The sequence below is a fragment of the Paraconexibacter sp. AEG42_29 genome, assembly GCF_040581415.1.
Lineage (GTDB): Bacteria > Actinomycetota > Thermoleophilia > Solirubrobacterales > Solirubrobacteraceae > Paraconexibacter.
Genome location: NZ_CP114014.1, coordinates 2,120,592 through 2,138,147, shown reverse-complemented (window position 1 = coordinate 2,138,147; position 17,556 = coordinate 2,120,592). Strand labels below are relative to the sequence as shown.

Here is a 17,556-nt window from a genome sequence, read left to right as displayed (position 1 = left end):
ACCAGCTAGCCGGTTTGTTCGCAGCGGCCGAATTGTTCGCAGCGGCCGATATCCAGCGGATACCGCGTAGGATGCGCACCATGGCCCAGGACACCCGCGCAAGCTCTCGACCCGTCCGGCGCACCCAGGCGGAGCGCCGCGAGGCCACGCGAACCGCGCTGCTGGACGCCACGATCGAGTGCCTGGTCGAGTACGGCTATGCGGAGGCGACCACGGCCCGCGTCGCCGATCTGGCCGGCGTCTCCCGCGGCGCGCAGGTCCACTACTTCGCGAACAAGGCGGCGATGGTGACCGCCGCGGTCGACCATCTGGCCCAGCGCCGCATCGCCGAGTTCGCCACGCAGGCCGCCCGGCTCCCGGACGGCGAGAACCGCCCCGAGGCGCTCCTCGACCTGATCTGGGACGTCCACCAGGGCGACATCTTCGTGGCGACCATCGAGCTGTGGGTGGCCGCCCGCGTGGACCCTCAGCTCCACGCCGCGCTCACCGACCTCGAGCGCGGGGTGTCGCTGTCGATCATGCGGCTCACCGCCGAGCTGCTGCCCGGCGCGGCGCAGCGGCCGGGCTTCCGCGACGACGTGGAGTTCGTCGTCTCCTCGATCCTGGGTCTGGCGCTCCTGCGGATCACCGGCGGCGAGAACACCCGCGCGATGAACAAGCGCTGGCGGGCGACACGCGAGCGGCTCGCGCGGCTCATCGCGAGCTGAGGCGGTCCTCCGCAGTCGGTCAGCGGAGCCGCGCCGGCAGGGCGGCGATCCCCTGCAGCGTGTTGTTGCGCAGCTGCGTCGGGCGGCCCACCACGATCTCCCGCACGCGCGGAACCAGCGCCTCGAGCAGCGCGCGCAGCTCGAGCTTGGCCAGGTGGATCCCCACGCAGGTGTGCGGGCCGTTGCCCCAACCCAGATGCCCGCCTCTGCGGCCCAGGTCGAAGCGCTCGGGGTCCGGGAACTGCTGCTCGTCGCGGTTGGCGGCCGCGAACAGCAGGGCGATCCGCGCACCCTTCGGCAGCGTGACGCCGCCGACCTCGCGGTCCGCCCCCAGCCGGCGCGTGAAGCCGCGGATCGGCGAGGCGAGACGGACGTTCTCGACGATCGCCGCAGGAATGAGCGACGGGTCCGCCCGCAGCCGGTCCCAGACGTCGGGGTTGCGGCCGAGCGCCCAGAGGAGATGGGTCCCGGCGAGGATGGTCGTGTCGAGGGACGGGGCGACGAAGTCGATGATCAGCGCCCGTGCCTCCCGCGCGGAGAGCTCGCCGCGGGCCTGGGCGTCGAAGACCGATGCGGCCCAGCTGGCGCGGGCCACGGCCGATGGCCTCAGGCCGCGGCTGTAGCGCAGCAGTCCGAGCGCGCGCGGAGCCGACCGCAGGCCGCGGGGGTTGGCAGGGCCGAGGCCGTCGAACGTCGCTGCTGCCCACTCGAGCATCCGCTCGCCACCGCCGCGGACGCCGACGAGCTCCGCGACGACGCTGACCGGCAGCCGACTCGAGAAGTCGCGGGCGGTCTCGAAGTGGCGACGGCACGTCAGGTCGTCGACGAGGTCCTCGGCCTCCCGGCGGAGCGGGCCGTCGATGGCGGCGATCGCCTTGGCGCCGAGCTCGTGCATCAGCACCCGCCGGCGGCGGACGTGGACGTCCTCGTCGCTCGCCAGGGTCGTGTCCCTCCCCAGCGCGTTCGCGACCGGGTTCGCGGCCACGCCATGTCCGCTGCGGTAGCCGGCGTCATCACGCAGGGCAGCGCGGACGTCCGCGTAGCGCCCCATCGCGTACAGGCGATGGCGCGGAAGCCAGACGACCGGCCCGGCGTCGCGGATCCGCGCCCAGAGGTCCGTCGAGTCGGCGAGGACCGAGTCGGCGTACAGGTCGACGTCGAGCGCCGGGGCCCGCACTCAGGTGGCCGCGGTCGGGGCGCGACCCGGTGCCATGGCCCAGCTGGGACGCCCGGGCTGCGGCTCGGCGATCGGGAAGCCCGTGAGGATGAACCGCGGCGGTGGCGGGCCACCCCACTGGTTGATCGTCCCCGGGTGCATCGACCACGTCCTCGGCTGGTAGTCGTCGGCCTGCATCTGCGCGAGCTCGGAGCAGCACTCGATCATCGCGCCGTCCTCGTCGTGAAAGTAGAGGAAATGGTTGTTGCCCGGGCCGTGCCGGCTCGGACCCCAGATGCACTTGCGGCCGCGGACGGCCTTCAGCCGGTCGGCGACGCGGCCGAGCGCGTTCAGGTCCGGCCACGCGTACGCGTAGTGCGAGAGCTCCGAGCGCGGCGCGAGCGTGAGCGCGATCCCGTGGTGGTCCTCGTCGCAGTGCCACCACGAGGCCATGACCCCCATCCGGTCGGCCATCCGGAAACCGAGGCCCGCCGTGATGAAGCGCTCCTCGGCGCGGTGGTTGAGGACCTTGGTCGAGACGTGCTCGAAGTGCGTGGGGCGGTCGCCGGCCGGGGGCGCGGGCACGGTCTCCATCCCGCAGAACAGCTTGTACACGTGGCCGCCGGGCGACTTGACCTTGAGCGCGCGGTCGATCCCGGGCTCGCCGTCGTAGATGCCGCCGAGCATGGTGCCCCCGGCGGCGGTCAGGCGCTTCGTCGCGCCCTCGAGGACCGTGGTGTCGGCGACCTCCAGCGCGAGGTGAGCGTAGCCCCGGTCCGCGGGCGCCTCGATCAGGATCAGCTCGTGGTGGCGATCGTTGCAGGTCAGGTAGGAGACGCCGGCAGTGCGCTCGGTCTCGACCATGCCGATGACCTGCTGCTGGAAGTCGACGGCGCGGTCGAGGTCCTTGACGTTGAGGGCGATGTGCCCGATGCGGGTGACCATGGTTCAGGCCTTCTGGATCGTGGTGCGGGACAGGACGCGGGCCAGCGCGGGTGGGAGCGGGCTGGTGAAGCAGCCACGGTGCTCGGCGAGCAGCGTGCTGACCGGGCGCGGTGCCCGGCCGGTGAGCTGCCGGACGTGGCCGGTCGGCGTGCCGTCGCAGCCCGCCGCGAAGTAGGCGGCCATGCGCACGGCGTGGTCGGCCTCATGCGCCGATGCTCCGCGCCGCCTCAGCGTGCGCCCGGCGGCGCGCGGCGGCACGGGGACGTAGCGGACGCCGATCAGCGCAGCGACGTCGTCGAACGTGACGCCGCGCGGCCCGGTCAGCGTCCACGCCTGATCCAGCGGATCGGGGTCGGTCAGCGCCGCGACGGCGGAGGCGGCGACGTCGCGGACGTCGACCATCGCGATCGGCGAACGCCCGAAGGGCGCGACCAGGAGGCCGGTCCTCGCGACCACGGACGCCACGGCGGTCAGCAGGTTCTGCTGGAAGAACGAGGGCCGCAGGAACGTGAAGCCCATGCCGCTCTGCTCGATGCGCTGCTCGCTCCGCCAGTGCGCGGTGGCCGTCGCCGTGGTGCCGCTGGGGCCGAGCGAGGCGGCACCGCCGGAGACCTTCACGACGTGCTGCACCCCGGCGTCGGCCGCGGCGCTCACGGCGACCGCCTCCAGCAGGTCCTGGTCCGGGCCGTGCGGGGTCAGCAGGAACAGCCGCGTCGCGCCTTCGAGCGCGGCGCGGACCGACGCGGCGTCGGCGAGGTCCGCCGCGACGGTCGGCAGCGGGACATCCGCCGCGTCCGGCCGGCGCACGAGCGCCCGTGCGGGCAGCGGCTGCCCGGACAGCGCGGCGGCGACATGACGGCCGACGCGCCCGGTGGCGCCGAGGACGGCGATCACGCGATCACCGCCGCTCGGATCGACGCTGCGTCCCGGACCTTCACCGAGCCCTCACCGGTCCGCCGGTCCGGCGCGACGAGCCGTCGCCACGCCTGGCAGGCCGTCGCCACGTCGGCCGGTCCCCCGGCCGCGAACACGAACCGGTCCGGCCGCAGCAGCGCCCAGTCGACCCCCCGGGTGGTCAGCCACGCGCCGTCCGCCCCCGGATCGGCGACCGTGATGCCCGCGTCCGCGAGCAGGCTGCGCGAGACGTCGTCGACCGCCACGGCCGCCCATCCGAACCCGAGTCGATCGTCCAGGCGGCCCGACTGCGGGAACAGGGCGCCCACCGTCCGCCGGAACGGGAGGCGGTGCGGGCGCTCGGCGAAGGCGCCGGCACCGTAGGTCGGCAGCGGCTTGACGTTGCCGGCGAGCCAGGTCTGCACGCGCGTGCCGTCGATCGCCGACAGCCACGCGTCGCGCAGCCGCACGCGGCGCGGTGAGGTCGCCTGGACGAAGCCGCCCATCATGTTCGCGGTGCGCTGCATCGCGGCGACATGCGGCCGCCGTTCCTGCTCGTAGCTGTCCAGCAGCGCGTCGGGCGCGCCGTCCAGGACCGCCGCGAGCTTCCACGCGAGGTTGGCCGCGTCGCGCGCACCGGAGGAGAAGCCCTGACCGGCGAACGGCGGCATGACGTGCGCGGCGTCGCCGGCGAGCAGGACCCGGCCGCGACGCCAGGTGGCGGCGGTCCGGGTGTGGAAGGTGTAGACGATCGCCCGTTCGATGGTCGCGGTCTCGCCGTCGAGCCACTCGTCCACGCCCCGGCGGATCGCGTCCGGCTGCAGGAACGGCGCAGGATCCTCGCCGGGGTGCAGCATCCACTCCCAGCGGTGGCGTCCCGGCGACATCGGCAGGGTGACGATGGGGCGCTCGGCGCGGCCGACGAAGTGCGGGTGCGGGACCTTGCGCAGCGGACGGTCGACGGTCGCGTCGACGACCACCCAGCGCTGCGCCGCGGTCCTGCCGACGAAGGGGACCTGCAGCCGGGCGCGGACCGCGCTGCCGCCGCCGTCGCAGCCGACCAGGTAGCGCGCCGAGATCCGCTCCGAGCGGCCGCCTCCGGTCGGGCGGACGTAGACGTCGACTCGCTCGGCCCGGCGGTCGACCGCGTCCAGGGTCAGGCTCCGGCGGACCTGGACGGACGTCCGCGCCGGCAGTGCCCCGAGCAGCGCGCGCTCGACGGCCGGCTGGTTGATCGAGATCAGTGGCGGGTGCCCGAGGAGTCCGTCCTGGGCGCTCAGCACCTCGACGGCACGGCCGGCGGCGGTGACGATGCTGGCCCGCGGCTGGACCTGGGACTCGGCCAGCACGGCCGCGTCGAGGCCGACGGACTGCAGGATCCGCAGGACCTCGTCGTCCAGGACGGCTGCGCGCGGCAGCGGGTACGGCGCCGCCGCACGGTCGAAGGCGAGCGTGCGGACGCCGTGGTCCCCGAGCAGCAGCGCCAGCAGCTGCCCGACCGGCCCGAGGCCGCAGACGACGACGTCGTAGTCCGTCATCAGACGGGGACGGCGGTGTCCGTCAGGCGGTTGGACAGGGTGCCGATGCCGTCGATCTCGAGCTCGATGGTCTGCCCCGTCCGGATCCAGCGGTCGAGTTCCAGGCCGCAGCAGCCGGGCATGGTGCCGGTCGAGATGACGTCGCCGGCGTCCAGGCGCTCGCCGGCGGACGCGTAGGCGAGCATCGCGCCGAGCGTGTGCTGCGGGTTCGCCGTCGTGCCCGAGCACCACTCCTCGCCGTCCACGCGGACGCGACCGGTCGCGGTCGTCCAGTCCGGGAGCGCGTCGGGCGTGACGACGTCGCAGCCGATCGAGTTGGCGAACGACTTGGACTTGACGACCGGCCCAAAGACGTTGCGGCGCGCGTCGTCGGCCTGCACGTCGCGGGCGCTCCAGTCGTTGAGGATGAGCCAGCCGCCGACGGCGTCCAGCGCCTCCTCCGGCGTGGCGTCCACCAGCGGCTTGACGAGCACGCACGCCAGCTCGAGCTCGAAGTCGAGGGCCTTGGTGTGCGACGGCCACCACATCTCCTCGCCGTCGGCGAGCACCGCCGTGTGGTTCGCGACGTAGAAGGTCGGCGCCTCGCGGAAGCGGTCGTTCGGGCGGAGCTTCGGGAACGTCTTCCCGGTCAGCTTCTCGAAGGTCGCGACGGCCTTCCAGGCGGGCGCCGGGAAGAAGTTCTTGACCAGCATCCGCGCGGAGGCGATCACGTGCGACTCCCACAGCATGAAGGCGCGGATCGATCGCGGCCGGAACGGGAGGACAGCGGTCGCCGGGTCGACGATGGTCGCGTCCGGCGCGGCGAGCGCAGCGGCGGCGCGGTCGCGGCCGGCCTCGCCGTCGGCGAGGAACTGCAGCAGGTCGTGCTCGCCCTCGAGCAGGACCCAGCGGTCGTCGGCGGGGTCGTGGGCGATCAGGCCCTGCGGGGTGGTGCGCAGCTTCACGGTGGGGCTCCTTGGTCTTGCGGGACTCGGACGGGGGCGTCGGTGGCCTGCGGCGATCAGACGGGCAGCGCGTCGCGGACGGCGTCGATCGCGCGCGGCAGGAGGGTGCGTCGCGGGTCGGCGGCCTGCCGCTGCGCGAGGAACGCGAGGCCGGCCTCGACCTCGCCCTTGACGCGGTCGCGGCAGGCGGCGCGCGCATCCGCATCCTCGGCCCGGCCCGCCCACTCGGCGGTGTCGATCGGCGCGCCGAAGCGGAACGCCAGCCGGTCGGTGCCGGGCAGGACGCCGAGCGTGCGGCCCTTCACGAGGACGGTGCCGACGTCGTCCCGGCCCAGCCGGCCGGCGACAGCCCGGACGGGGGCCGCGAGGGGATGGTCGACGTCGATGAGCACGTCGAAGCGGTCCTCCGCGCCGTACGCGGCGAACGGGACGATCGGGCAGCCGGCCGCGATCGCCATCCGCGCGAATCCGGTCCGCTCCCCCCACAGCAGCTCGTAGCGCTGCCCGGCGCGCTTGTACACCTCGCGGGCACCGCCGGGGAAGACGAGGACGGCCTCGCCGGCCGCCAGTAGCGCGGCGCAGTTCTCGCGCGTGCCAGGCACTGCGCCCATGCGGACGAGGAGGTCGCGCCACCCGGGCACCGCGAAGTGGAAGTGGTCGGCCAGGCCGCGCACGCGGATGCCGCGGCGGACCTCGAGCTCCCGCACGAGCGTCGGCAGGTCCTGCATCCCGAGCAGCTGGTGGTTCCCGACGAGCATGAACGGCCCGTCCGTCGGGACGTTCTCGAGGCCGACGAACACCGGCTGCGTCACCCGGTGCGCGACGTCCAGGACGCCCTTGAGCGTGTCAGCGACGCGAGAGCTGGGAATCGGCAGCAGGCTTGCGGTGGGCTCCATGCACCCACGATGACACAAGTCTGATCATTTCGTCAAGTTTTTCTGATGATGTCATCAGATCACGTTGAGCGACGGACTTCGATCGCCGGGAGCGACCGAGCGGCCACCTCGCTCGCCTCGTCGGCCGGCACTCCCAGCATCCGCAGGACACCGGCCGCATGGTGCTCGGCCGGGTCCGCCCCGCCCCGGCCCTGCAGGACCGCCCGGATCACGCCGAGCAGAGCTCCACCGGTCGCCGCGAGCGCGACCAGGGGGTCGGCGACAGCGAAGCGCCCGCTCGCGACGCCGCGCTCGAGATCGCGGATCGCGTACGGGCCGAGCGCGGTCGTCGCGAGGTCGTGCGAGAGCTCCAGGCGAAGCAGCAGCCAGCCGAACTCGGGGTCGCCCACCGCCTGGCCGATCAGGACCCGGTGGGCGATCGCGACGACCTCGGCCGGATCGTCGACGTCCGCGGTCGCCGCGTCGATGGCGGCGCCGATCGCCCGAGCGACCTCCTCCATCACGGCCGCCACGATGGCGTCCTTGCTCTCGAAGTGGTTGTAGAACGACCCGAAGCCGACACCCGCCTCCTCGGTGACCTCGTTGATCCGGGTGGCGTCGATGCCCTGCCGCGCGAAGACCGTCCGCGCGGCGTCGAGGAGCTTGACGCGGGTCTCGGCCTTGCGGCGGGCGTGGCCGTCGGGCTTGGTGCTCACCGGCGGGCAGGCTACCGGCCGCTGAGCAGGACCTCCCCGTGCGGCCACCGCGTCGACATCCGAGAGCTCGCGATCGCGCGGTTACGCTGACCCGATGCAGATCACGCGCAGCGACATCGACACCATGAAGGGACCGGCCGACTGGTTCACCGGCGACGTCTACATCGACGCCGCGGCCGCCCCGGCCGGCACCTCCACCTACGCCGCCGCCCTCGTCCACTTCGCCCCGGGCGCCCGGACCGCGTGGCACACGCACCCGCACGGCCAGACGATCTTCGTCACCGAGGGCGTCGGACGGTGCCAGCGCGAGGGCGGGGAGATCGAGACGATCCGTCCCGGCGATCGCGTGTTCTTCGAGCCCGGCGAGAACCACTGGCACGGTGCCTCCCCCACGCGGTTCATGGCGCACCTCGCCATCCAGCAGACCGACGAATCGGGAAGCCCCGTCACGTGGGGACGACACGTCACCGACGGAGAGTACGCCGCCTGAGACGCATCGACGCCCGGCCGCCCGGCCGCCCAGCGCCCCACGGCTTCGCGAGCTACACCCGGCGGCGGCCCGTGATGAACATGACGAGGGCGATGATCAGCAGGACAGCGATGATGGTGTAGAGCATGCGGATTCCTTTTCGGTGTGGTGGACGACGCTGTTGTCGCCACGGTCGGGGCGACCGACGCGAGCGTCGCTGCACGAACCTGAACGCCGGCACCGGCCGCAGGTTGGTGACTTGCAGCGAAGAGCGTCAGCGGTCCCGGGTGCTCTGCGTCTGGCGGGGAACGTCGCCGGCGGCCGCGCGAAGGAGGTCCGCCAGCTGCGCGGCGACCGCCGGCCAGGTGAACCGCTCGAGCGCGGACCGCTCGCCCGCAGCGGCGCGACGCTGCCGCTCACCCGCATCCGACAGCGCTTCGGTGAGAGCGTGCGTCAGGGCATCGGCGTCGTCGACGTCGAAGAGCCAGCCGGTGCGTCCGTCCTCGATGATCCTCGCGGGGCCGAGGGACGCGGCCGCGACCGGCGCGACGCCGCACGCCATCGCCTCGACGATCACCTGCCCGAAGCTCTCCCGCGCGGACGGCAGCACCAGCAGGTCGGCCGCAGCCAGGAGCTCGGGCAGCTCGTCCTGCTCGTGCCAGCCGGCGAGCAGCACGTCGTCGCGCCCGAGGCGGGCGACGGCGTCGGCCGGATGCTCACCCTCCCACTCGCCGGGATGCCCGCCGACGAGGACGAGCGTCGCGCCGAGCGGGGTTCGTGCCTGGGCGGCTGCGAAGCAGTCCAACAGGAGCGGCAACCGCTTGACGCTGGTGAACCGCCCGACGAAGAGCACGACGGGTCCGTGCCGGAAGCGCTCGAGGACGTCCGCGTCGTAGGCGATCGACCCGGGCCCCGCATCCGGCAGCCAGCCACGCGGCTCGTCGACCAGGACGCGACGCCAGACGGCCTCGCGGTTCACGCGCAGCGGCCGGAAGGTGACCGGGTCGAAGCCGTTGGGAAGCTCCGCGAACCGGTCGCGGCCGAGGTCGAGCACGCGCATGGCGCGGGCGCGGTTGCCCGGGGCGACGATCAGGCACGCGCTCGTGTGCGCCCACCGGCACAGCCGCTCGCGCCACGCCTGCGCGTGCGGTCCGCCCAGCTCGCCGGCCTCGATCGCCTCCAGGAGAAGGAGTTCCGTCCCGTGCAGGTGCGTCACCACCGGCACGTCGGGGGCGACGCGGGCCGCGGCCTCGTGCAGCGGCGTCAGGTGGTGCAGGTGCAGGACGTCGGCGGTCGCCGCGCCCGCGTCCACGAGCTCGCGGGACCACGCGCTCACGTGCTCCTCGAACGCCGCAGCGTCCAGGCGGGTGAAGACGCGGTCGCTGGCGTTCGGCCGGTCCTCGTAGGAGGGCTGCAGTGGTGCGGTGCCCGGGACCGTCGCCCGGTGAGCTGTCGGATCGGCGGCGGCGAGGGACGGGGTGAAGTCGACCTCGTGCAGGTCCAGCCCGGTGTAGAACCGGCGGGCGTCCCCGTGGCCCGACTGATCGTGGCGCGACCCCGCGAGCAGGGTGACCTCGACGCCTTCGTCGGCGGCGAGGCCGCGGGTCAGCGCCCGTGTCACGAACGACGAGCCGCCCCGGGGGTAGAAGATGGTTCCGGAGACAACGCGTAGGCCAGGAGTCAAGTCCCTCCACTATGGCACCCGCGTGCCGCGATGCTCCGCGGGCGTCAGGCGCCGTACGAGAGGACGAGCGCGGTCGAGATCGGGCGCCCGTCCAGCAGGTCCACCCCGTGCTGCTCTCGGGGCCGGTTGACGAGCGCCCCGTCGCAGACGAGCGCGGTGGAGCCCCCGCCGTCGAGGTTCATGCCCGATCGCGCACCGAGTGCGACGAGCTGGGCGGCCAGCTCACCGAGCGTCAGCCCGGCGTCGCTCTCGTGACGACCGTCGCAGGTGACCGCGAGCAGGTGCGTGTCGGTCAGCGCGAGAGCCGACCGCGGGTGCCTGCCGTCGCTGATGTCCGAGTCGAACTGGTCCGCTCCTGCGCTGAAGCCCTCTTCGTCCAGCGCGGTGATGGCGCTCGCGCCGTCGCGGACGAGGAGCGGTCCGGCCTGCAGCAGGTCGCCGTCCGGGGCAGCCGGCAGCTCGTGCCGGCGCGCGATGGCGACGCCGGCCGGGCCGGCGTGGACGCTTGCGCGCACCCTGTCCCACGGAGCGGTGAAGGGCACGTGCGCGATCGGGAGGCCGTCGATGCGCAGCTCCCCGAGCGGCGAGTTGTGCGGCCGGACGAAGAAGCCACCCACGATCGCGTGCTGGACGCCCGCATCGCGGCACCAGCGCACGAGCGTCGCCGGTTCGTCGAGGCGGCGCACGCTCAACTGCAGGCCGGCTAGGGGGAACGCGGCCACGTAGACGCTGGTCGTCCGGCCGTCCGCGAGGCGCGGCTGCAGCGTCTCGAGCGAGGGCCGAAGGACGGGCTCTGCGGCTGGAACCGCGGGTATGAGGGCGCGCTGCTGGCTCACGATGCTCCGTACCCCCGTGGTCGGCAGGGGTTTCGTCCATCTTCAGGGCGCCACCGGCGGAAGGTGTGACGATCCGGGTCTCGCCGTCGGCGAGGCGCTCGCATCGGGCATTTCCGAGCTTGCGGGTATGCGCTCGCCCGGCGGTGGGTGGTCGTGCTTAGGCGCGTAGCCCGGCGACGAGCAGGTCGAGCGCCTGACGGAGCGCTTCGGTCGGCCCAAGATCGTGCGCGGGCATCGCGCGGGGCCCACCGAAGTGGAGGGCCAGGACGATCAGGGAGTCGGCGACGACCCGCGGGTGGATCGGTCGGCAGAGGCGCTGGTCGATGGCGTGCTGCATGACCCGCTCGACGGTGTCGCGGGCGTCGCTGACGTGACGCTCGTAGAGCAGTGTCGCCGCTGGGTGGGCATTCACGCTGTCCAGGAATACCGGGGACATCCGGCCGAGGCCCGCGGCGGCCGCGGTGGTGATGGCAGCGACCTGCTCGATCGGGTCGTCGACGCGGGCGGCCGCGTCGCGGCCGCCGGCAGCGATGCGGCGCATGACGCGGTCGAGGACGACGAGGAACAGCTGCTCCTTGCCCGGAGCGATGTCGTACAGCGTCGTGCGCGAGCAGCGGGCCGCCGCGGTCAGATCGCTGAGCGTGACGGCCCTCAGGCCGCGTTCGTCGAAGACCTGCTCGAGCGCGTCGAGCACGGCGTGCTGGCGCTCGCTGAACCGGCGCGGTTGGGTCGCAGGCCACGCGTCGATGAGAGCCACCTGTGAATCGTAGTACACATGACAGTACGATCACTGCTAGTTTCGTATCGTGTCCTTCCGGTGTCGTCTCTCCGTCCTCATGATCGCCGCGGGCTTGGCAGCGCCGACGGCAGCGTCCGCCCAGCTGCCGAAGGCGTCCGAGGACCCGTTCTACGCCGTGCCGGCGAACATCGCGTCGCTGTCCCCCGGCGCCGTCATCCGCAGCCGCACCGTGCAGACCAACGTCAGCCTCTTCGGCGGGGCGGCCGCGGACAGCGAGCAGATCTTCTTCCGCACGACCGACTCGTCGGGCCGGCCCACGGCGACGGCCGCCACGCTGCTCGAGCCGGCCAAGCCGCCGACGGGGCCGAGGCCGCTGGTGCTGTACAGCCCCGCCTACGACTCGCTGTCGCTGGACTGCTCCCCGTCGCGCACCCTGCAGGAGTTCGGGGTCGGGCTCGCGACCGTGATCGAGGGCCCCGTCTACGGCATGCTGCTGCGGCAGGGCTGGAACGTCCTGGTCGTCGACTACGAGGGCCTCGAGGCGCAGTGGACCGCCGCACCCCTGGCCGGGCAGTCCGTGCTCGACGGCGCCCGCGCGATCACCCGCGCACGCAAGGCCGGCATGAGCCCCGACACACCGGTGACCGCCATGGGCACCTCAGGCGGCGCGATCCCCACGATGTGGTCGAGCATCCTCCGCGCCGAGTACGCGCCCGACGTCAACCTCGTCGGCGTTGCCGCATCCGACCTGCCGGCCCGGCTGATCGAGGTCCTCCCGCGGATCGACGGCAGCCCCTTCTTCGGCGCGCTGATCGGCGTCTTCATCGGGACCGATCGCGCCTTCCCCGAGCTGGGCCTCCAGGCCTTGCTCAACGACCACGGCAAGGACGTCGTCGCGACCGCCGCAGCCGACGGATACGGGTGCGGCGGTGTGGTCACCTCCCAGCCCCTCGGCAAGACCTCCGACTACTTCAAGCTGCCCGACGGCAAGGCGCTCGCGGCGCTCCTGCAGGTCCAGAAGGCCTTCGCCCACGGCGACGTGACCCTCGCACCGCCCATGTCAGCACCGGCGTTCCTCTTCCACGAGGTCGGCGATCAGCTCGCCTTCGTCGAGCAGGCCGATCACGCCGTCGCCGCCCAGTGCGCCAAGGGCGCCCGCATCCAATACGTCCGCGACCGCCTCGGCGAACACGCCATCGGCGGCCTCAGATACGTCGTCCCCGCCATCGACTACCTCGACGACCGCTTCGCCGGGCGGCCCGCGCCGAGCACCTGCCCACCGCGCAACACGACGGCTCTCCCCACACCCCCCAGCACCACGACGCGGAAGGCCACGCTGAAGGTGCTCGGCCGCACGTACGCCGGACGCCGCATGACGGTGCGCTTCCGTGCCCGCACCGCAACCGGCAGAGCGCTGTCCGGCGCGACGATCCGCTTCGGCGGTCGGCAGACGCGGACGAACCAGAAAGGCGTGGCGGCCATCACCGTCGCCCGCTCCACCAAGGCCCGCACCGCACGGCTGCTCCTTCGCGGCAAGACGATCGCCACCGCACGCGTCGCCGGGCGGTCTGCCTAGCCCGCTACTTGCCACCCGCGCTCCGTGCGACAGTGAGCACCAGATGCATGCTCCACGTCGCACGGAGCGCCGTTCTCTGCCCCGGGCGCTTCTCGGAGAGCCGGCGTTAGACCGCGAGCGGACCCCAGTCATGCCCATCGGCGTGAGCCTGGACGGGTGCCGAGGACGGCGCCCGCTCGGACCTCGCGGGTGAGTTCACGGCCCAGGACTGTGGAGGCCGCGTAGACGCCGCTGTGCAGGACGCCTTCGATGCCCGGCCCCCACGAGCAGCTCGCGCCCGTGAGGTGGGGGCCGTCGATCTCGGTGTGGGCGCCCGGCCGCGTGACGACACCTAGTACAAGCGTCCTAACGGACCGGCTGCTCGATGCGGCCGTCGTCGACGTTCTGCGTCGACGCGCCGCCCGGGCGCGACCGGACGATCTGTCACGGACGCGCGACCAGCGCCGGGACGGCCTCGCGCAGTGCGAGCAGGTGCCCGCACTGCCGCCCGGTGCGGTCGAGCAGCTGCGCGCCCTCGAGCGCGCTGAGCAGCAGGCCGGCCTGGGCGCGTGCGGTCGCAAGGGGCCGGTCGCGGGCAAGCGCCGCCGCGAAGGCCTCCTCCCAGGCGGCGAACGCGTCGGCGGCGACGCTGCGGAGCGGCTCGCTGATGCCGGCCGACTCGATCGCCGCCGGAGCGATCGGACAACCGTCGCGAGGGTCGGCGCGGAGCGCGGCGATCATCGCGTCGATCCAGGCCTGAGCCGCCGCGGCCACATCGTCCGACGTGTCGAGCAGGTGCTGGACGTACCTGAGGATCTGCTCGCCGGCGCCCTGCACGGTCGCGCGGGCCAGGTCTTCCTTGCCGCCGGGGAAGTGATGGTAGAGCGACCCGTTGGTCGCGCCGGCCGCGTTGAGGATCTCCGTGACGCTCGTCGCCGTGTACCCCTTGCGCCGGAGCAGCCGCGCCGACTGCGCCACCAGGTCTGCGCGATGCCGATCGGGACGGGCCACGTCGCCAGCGTACTAGAGCAAGCACTCTGGTACGTTCCAGAGCGTCCGCTCCACAACGCTTGAAAGCGACCCCAGGCCATGTCCGAACAGCACGCACTTCGCCTCGACACATACGCACCGTCGATCGAGCTCCACCAGGTGGACGCCGTCCCACCCGCGACGGGCGAGGTCACCGTGGCCATCGAGGCCACCCCGATCAACCCGTCCGACCTGATGCTCATCAACGGCGTCTACGGCCTGCGCCCCGAGCTGCCGTCGGCCATCGGCACCGAGGGGTGCGGCCGCATCGTGGAGGCCGGCGCCGGCGTCGACCCCGCCCGCGTCGGCGAACGCGTGCTCATCGTCCCGAGCCGCGGCCACTGGACCTGGCAGAGTCACGTCACCGTCGACGCGGACGACGCGATCGCCATCAACGCCGACGCCGAGCAGGTCGCGATGCTCGGGATCAACGGCGCGACCGGCTGGGCCATGCTCCACGAGTACGCCACCCTCGCGCCCGGTGCCTGGGTCGCCCAGACCGCTGCCACCTCGGCCACCGCCGGCTACGTCCGCGCCATCGCCGGCAGCCTCGGCCTCCGCGTCCTGGACATCGTCCGCCGCCCCGAGTCCGTCGAGCAGCTCCGCGCCACCGGCGCCGACACCGTCCTCGTCGAATCGGACGACCTCGGCGCCCAGGTCGACGCGCTGCTGGGCGGCGACCAGCTCGAGCTCGTCATCGACGCCGTCGGCGGCGCGCCCGTCCTCGCCCTCGCCGGTCGGCTGAAGGTCGGGGGCAGCATCGTCGCGTACTCCGCACGCAACATGCAGCCGCTTGCGACCGGCGTCCTGGACCTCGTCTTCCGCGGTCTCCACATCCACGGCTTCTGGGTGAACCACTGGCTCACCGCCACCCCGCCCGAGGTTGTCGCCGAGACCTACCGCGCCCTTGGCGCCCTCGTCGCCGACGGCACCCTCGCCACGTCGATCGACGCGACCTACCCGCTTACGGACTGGGCCACCGCCCTAGCGCACGCCGCCCGCTCCGACCGCACCGGCAAGGTCCTGCTGCGCATCGCCTAGGCCGAGCCTGCTCCGACGTCAGGGGGGCCGGCGGTCTTCCCAAGGTGCGAGGCGCGGCCAACGGTGAGGTGCCGCGTCCCGACCCCGCGCGTCAGCCGCGCAGGCTCTGGCAATCATCCTGAGCGTCTGGCTGACGTCCAGTGCTGCTCACCCGGCCCGTTAGGCGCACGGGTGCAGCGTGCTGCGCCTCGTGTAGTTGCGGGACCCGACGCGTGCGGTGATCTTCACGCTCACCCTCCCCCGGGGCAGGCCGACCAGGGAGACGGCCAGGACACGGCCGGTGCGCACGACCTTCGTGCGGTTGCCCCCGACCAGCAACCGGACACGGGTGGCGCCGCGCGGGAGCGTGTACCGGACCACACGGCGCGACGCGCACGGTCCTGGGGCGGCCGCCGCCCCAGCCATGGACCGCTCCGTGCACGTGTTGGGGACGGTCTTGCCGTCGAAGCGGTCGGCCAGCCATCGCGTGGCGACGGGGGCGTACGTCAACCCGCCGACGATGTGCTCGCCGAGGGGATCGCGCACGTACTCGATCGGGACTCCGCGGCGGCAGTTGAACGCCACCAGGTCGTCGGCGGCCTTTACCGGCGCCAGCTGGTCGTGCTGCTCGTGGTAGAGGAACGCCGGGGCACCGAAGACGGGACCGGACGTGATCGCCGTCTTTGCCAGCACGGGCTGGACCTCGCACAGGTCGGCGAGCTCAGCACCGCTCCTGACTCCGACGAAGTAGTCGGCGACGCGGCCGAACGGCGCCTGGGTGACCGAGCCGCTGCAGCCGCCGGCGTCGCGGCCCGCCTTGGCGGTCTCCTCCTTCCCGCGGGCGTTCAGGAGGCGGTCGACGATGGCTGAGTGCTCGGGGTAGCCACGGATGGTGCCGGCCAGGACGCCGAACGCGGCGCCGAAGAACACGCTCCCGTCGATGCGGCGCAGCGCCTCCTCGAGGTCCGCCGGCAGGCCGCCGGCGGCAATCCCGACGAAGTTCACCTCGGGGGCGTAGGTCTTCCACAGGCCGTTCGCCCACATCGCCGGAATCGCTCCGCCGGAGTACCCCATGCTCGCCGCCGGTGTCTGCGCATCCAGGCCGGCGGGGGCGAAGCGCAAGGTCGCGCGGATCGCATCGAGGGTGGCCTGCCCGCTGAGCCGTCCGACCGTCCACGCCGATTCCGGCCCTTCGTAGTCGGCGATCGTCACCGTCCAGCCTCGCCGGAGCAGGCCGGCGGCCTGCTCGTCCTCGACCAGGCGCAGAGCTGACGGCGGGGACTGCATCTTGTAGGACGGTGCGCAAGCGAGGGTCAGGCTGTCGTAGGCCTGATTGAACGCGACGAGTCGCGCGGCGCGTGCGGGCGCCCTCGGGAGCAGGACGGTCGTCACCGTGGCGATCGGCTTGCCGTGCGCGTCGGTCGTGCGGTAGAGCAGCTGATGGGCCGCGGCCGTCGACGCAGGCGATGTGCCCATCAGCGTCACCGCCCGCGACTTGAGCACCGTGCCGGGTGCCTGTGCCGCGAGTCCGGCCGGGGGGACGTAGAACGGATCGTCCTCCGGCGGGACGAGCGCACCCGCAGAGCCGGAAACCAGGATCCACGACGCGACGGTCGCCACCAGCACGCGCCGTGCGACCCGTCCCGCCATCCGTTCCGAACGCAGCATGCGAGCCAGACCCCTCCTCAGATTCCCGCGCGGCGACTGCCGCGGCGGCGAACCGTACTTACAAGCTGATCGGTCTGCAAGTTACCGGACGAACGGTCGGCAACTGCCGGCCGGTGCGGTACCTTGCCCCGATGCCGGCACGACCGACGGCCGCACCACGCCGCACCCAGGCCGAGCGCAGCGCGGGCGCGCAGGAGCGGATCCTCGATGCCGTCGCTGACTGCCTGGTCGACGAGGGGTATGCCGCACTGTCGTTCGGGCGGGTGGCGCAGCTCGCGCAGATGTCCCGCGGAGCTGTGCTTCATCACTTCCCGGACCGCGAGCAGCTGCTCACCGCGACGATCACCAGACTCTGGGACCAGCAGCGCGCTGCTGTGCTCGACGTCTTGAGCCGTCACGGCGAAGGCGACCCGATCCCGTTCCTGCTCGACGCAGTCTGGGAGGCGCACAAGAGCCGCGTGTGGCACGCCGCAAGCGAGGTGTGGATCGCTGCCCGAACCGACCCCGCGTTGCTCCGGACGCTCGCGCCGCTGGAGCTCGCGCTGGCGCACGACATCATGGCCATCGGTCCGCAGCGGCTGGACCCCTTGCCGGACGGCGAGCAATTCGTCCTGTGGGTCTCGAGCGCGCTCGCCGAGATGCGCGGGCTGGCCATGCTCGTCGGCCGCCAATCGGACCCGGCCGCCGTCGAGGCGATCTGGCGCTACAGCCGTGACCAGCGCATCGCCGCGCTGGGATCTGCCCGGGCCGCGCGGCCGAAGACCGCCTCCCGGGGCTGACT

At 73.0% G+C, this 17,556-nt stretch carries 17 protein-coding genes; 5 read left to right on the top strand and 12 right to left on the bottom strand.

The window, feature by feature from the left end:
- The first annotated feature begins 80 nt into the window (after nucleotides 1–80).
- Nucleotides 81–707 (top strand): TetR/AcrR family transcriptional regulator, encoded by a 627-nt coding sequence (locus tag DSM112329_RS10355; RefSeq protein WP_354701743.1) that lies wholly within the window; start codon nucleotides 81–83, stop codon nucleotides 705–707.
- A 19-nt stretch (nucleotides 708–726) separates the two neighbouring features.
- On the opposite strand, the gene DSM112329_RS10350 is transcribed toward DSM112329_RS10355, so the two are convergent.
- From DSM112329_RS10350 to DSM112329_RS10320, 7 genes are read right to left on the bottom strand one after another with little or no spacing between them, the layout of a single operon-like run.
- Nucleotides 727–1,884: a cytochrome P450 gene (locus DSM112329_RS10350; protein ID WP_354701742.1), complete on the bottom strand. Its 1,158-nt coding sequence runs from the start codon at nucleotides 1,882–1,884 to the stop codon at nucleotides 727–729.
- On the bottom strand, nucleotides 1,885–2,808 hold the full coding sequence (locus DSM112329_RS10345) for a VOC family protein (protein WP_354701741.1): 924 nt from the start codon (nucleotides 2,806–2,808) through the stop codon (nucleotides 1,885–1,887). It lies immediately after the preceding gene.
- Between the two features lie 3 nt (nucleotides 2,809–2,811).
- Nucleotides 2,812–3,702 carry an NmrA family NAD(P)-binding protein gene (locus tag DSM112329_RS10340; protein ID WP_354701740.1) on the bottom strand — a complete coding sequence of 297 codons (891 nt, stop codon included), beginning with the start codon at nucleotides 3,700–3,702 and terminating at the stop codon, nucleotides 2,812–2,814.
- Nucleotides 3,699–5,240: a bifunctional 3-(3-hydroxy-phenyl)propionate/3-hydroxycinnamic acid hydroxylase gene (locus DSM112329_RS10335; protein ID WP_354701739.1), complete on the bottom strand. Its 1,542-nt coding sequence runs from the start codon at nucleotides 5,238–5,240 to the stop codon at nucleotides 3,699–3,701. The genes DSM112329_RS10340 and DSM112329_RS10335 overlap by 4 nt, the downstream gene beginning before the upstream one ends.
- Complete coding sequence (locus DSM112329_RS10330) at nucleotides 5,240–6,184, bottom strand: fumarylacetoacetate hydrolase family protein (protein WP_354701738.1); 945 nt, start codon at nucleotides 6,182–6,184, stop codon at nucleotides 5,240–5,242. The genes DSM112329_RS10335 and DSM112329_RS10330 overlap by 1 nt, the downstream gene beginning before the upstream one ends.
- 56 nt (nucleotides 6,185–6,240) lie before the next feature.
- On the bottom strand, nucleotides 6,241–7,080 hold the full coding sequence (locus DSM112329_RS10325; RefSeq protein WP_354701737.1) for a lysophospholipid acyltransferase family protein: 840 nt from the start codon (nucleotides 7,078–7,080) through the stop codon (nucleotides 6,241–6,243).
- Between the two features lie 59 nt (nucleotides 7,081–7,139).
- Nucleotides 7,140–7,775 carry a TetR/AcrR family transcriptional regulator gene (locus DSM112329_RS10320; protein WP_354701736.1) on the bottom strand — a complete coding sequence of 212 codons (636 nt, stop codon included), beginning with the start codon at nucleotides 7,773–7,775 and terminating at the stop codon, nucleotides 7,140–7,142.
- 94 nt (nucleotides 7,776–7,869) lie between these two features.
- Between DSM112329_RS10320 and DSM112329_RS10315 the strand changes: the two genes are divergently transcribed.
- Nucleotides 7,870–8,265, top strand: a complete 396-nt coding sequence (locus DSM112329_RS10315) for a cupin domain-containing protein (protein WP_354701735.1) — start codon at nucleotides 7,870–7,872, stop codon at nucleotides 8,263–8,265.
- Nucleotides 8,266–8,518: 253 nt separating this feature from the next.
- Here the strand turns inward: DSM112329_RS10315 and DSM112329_RS10310 are convergent, their stop codons facing one another.
- From DSM112329_RS10310 to DSM112329_RS10300, 3 genes are all read right to left on the bottom strand, one after another.
- Complete coding sequence (locus DSM112329_RS10310; RefSeq protein WP_354701734.1) at nucleotides 8,519–9,928, bottom strand: glycosyltransferase; 1,410 nt, start codon at nucleotides 9,926–9,928, stop codon at nucleotides 8,519–8,521.
- 44 nt (nucleotides 9,929–9,972) lie between these two features.
- Nucleotides 9,973–10,764 carry a phosphodiester glycosidase family protein gene (locus DSM112329_RS10305; protein ID WP_354701733.1) on the bottom strand — a complete coding sequence of 264 codons (792 nt, stop codon included), beginning with the start codon at nucleotides 10,762–10,764 and terminating at the stop codon, nucleotides 9,973–9,975.
- Between the two features lie 157 nt (nucleotides 10,765–10,921).
- Entirely contained in the window at nucleotides 10,922–11,521 is a 600-nt protein-coding gene (locus DSM112329_RS10300; RefSeq protein ID WP_354701732.1) for a TetR/AcrR family transcriptional regulator, read from the bottom strand.
- 49 nt (nucleotides 11,522–11,570) lie between these two features.
- Here DSM112329_RS10300 and DSM112329_RS10295 point away from each other — a divergent pair, with 49 nt between their 5' ends.
- Entirely contained in the window at nucleotides 11,571–13,079 is a 1,509-nt protein-coding gene (locus DSM112329_RS10295) for a lipase family protein (protein ID WP_354701731.1), read from the top strand.
- 423 nt (nucleotides 13,080–13,502) lie between these two features.
- Here DSM112329_RS10295 and DSM112329_RS10290 read toward each other — a convergent pair whose 3' ends face one another.
- Complete coding sequence (locus DSM112329_RS10290; RefSeq protein ID WP_354701730.1) at nucleotides 13,503–14,069, bottom strand: helix-turn-helix domain-containing protein; 567 nt, start codon at nucleotides 14,067–14,069, stop codon at nucleotides 13,503–13,505.
- 78 nt (nucleotides 14,070–14,147) lie between these two features.
- On the opposite strand from DSM112329_RS10290, the gene DSM112329_RS10285 reads away from it, so the two are divergent.
- Nucleotides 14,148–15,128 (top strand): zinc-dependent alcohol dehydrogenase family protein, encoded by a 981-nt coding sequence (locus DSM112329_RS10285; RefSeq protein WP_354701729.1) that lies wholly within the window; start codon nucleotides 14,148–14,150, stop codon nucleotides 15,126–15,128.
- A 159-nt stretch (nucleotides 15,129–15,287) separates the two neighbouring features.
- On the opposite strand, the gene DSM112329_RS10280 is transcribed toward DSM112329_RS10285, so the two are convergent.
- Nucleotides 15,288–16,775 carry a lipase family protein gene (locus DSM112329_RS10280; RefSeq protein WP_354701728.1) on the bottom strand — a complete coding sequence of 496 codons (1,488 nt, stop codon included), beginning with the start codon at nucleotides 16,773–16,775 and terminating at the stop codon, nucleotides 15,288–15,290.
- A 131-nt stretch (nucleotides 16,776–16,906) separates the two neighbouring features.
- Here DSM112329_RS10280 and DSM112329_RS10275 point away from each other — a divergent pair, with 131 nt between their 5' ends.
- Complete coding sequence (locus tag DSM112329_RS10275) at nucleotides 16,907–17,554, top strand: TetR/AcrR family transcriptional regulator (RefSeq protein WP_354701727.1); 648 nt, start codon at nucleotides 16,907–16,909, stop codon at nucleotides 17,552–17,554.
- The last annotated feature ends 2 nt before the right edge of the window (nucleotides 17,555–17,556 follow it).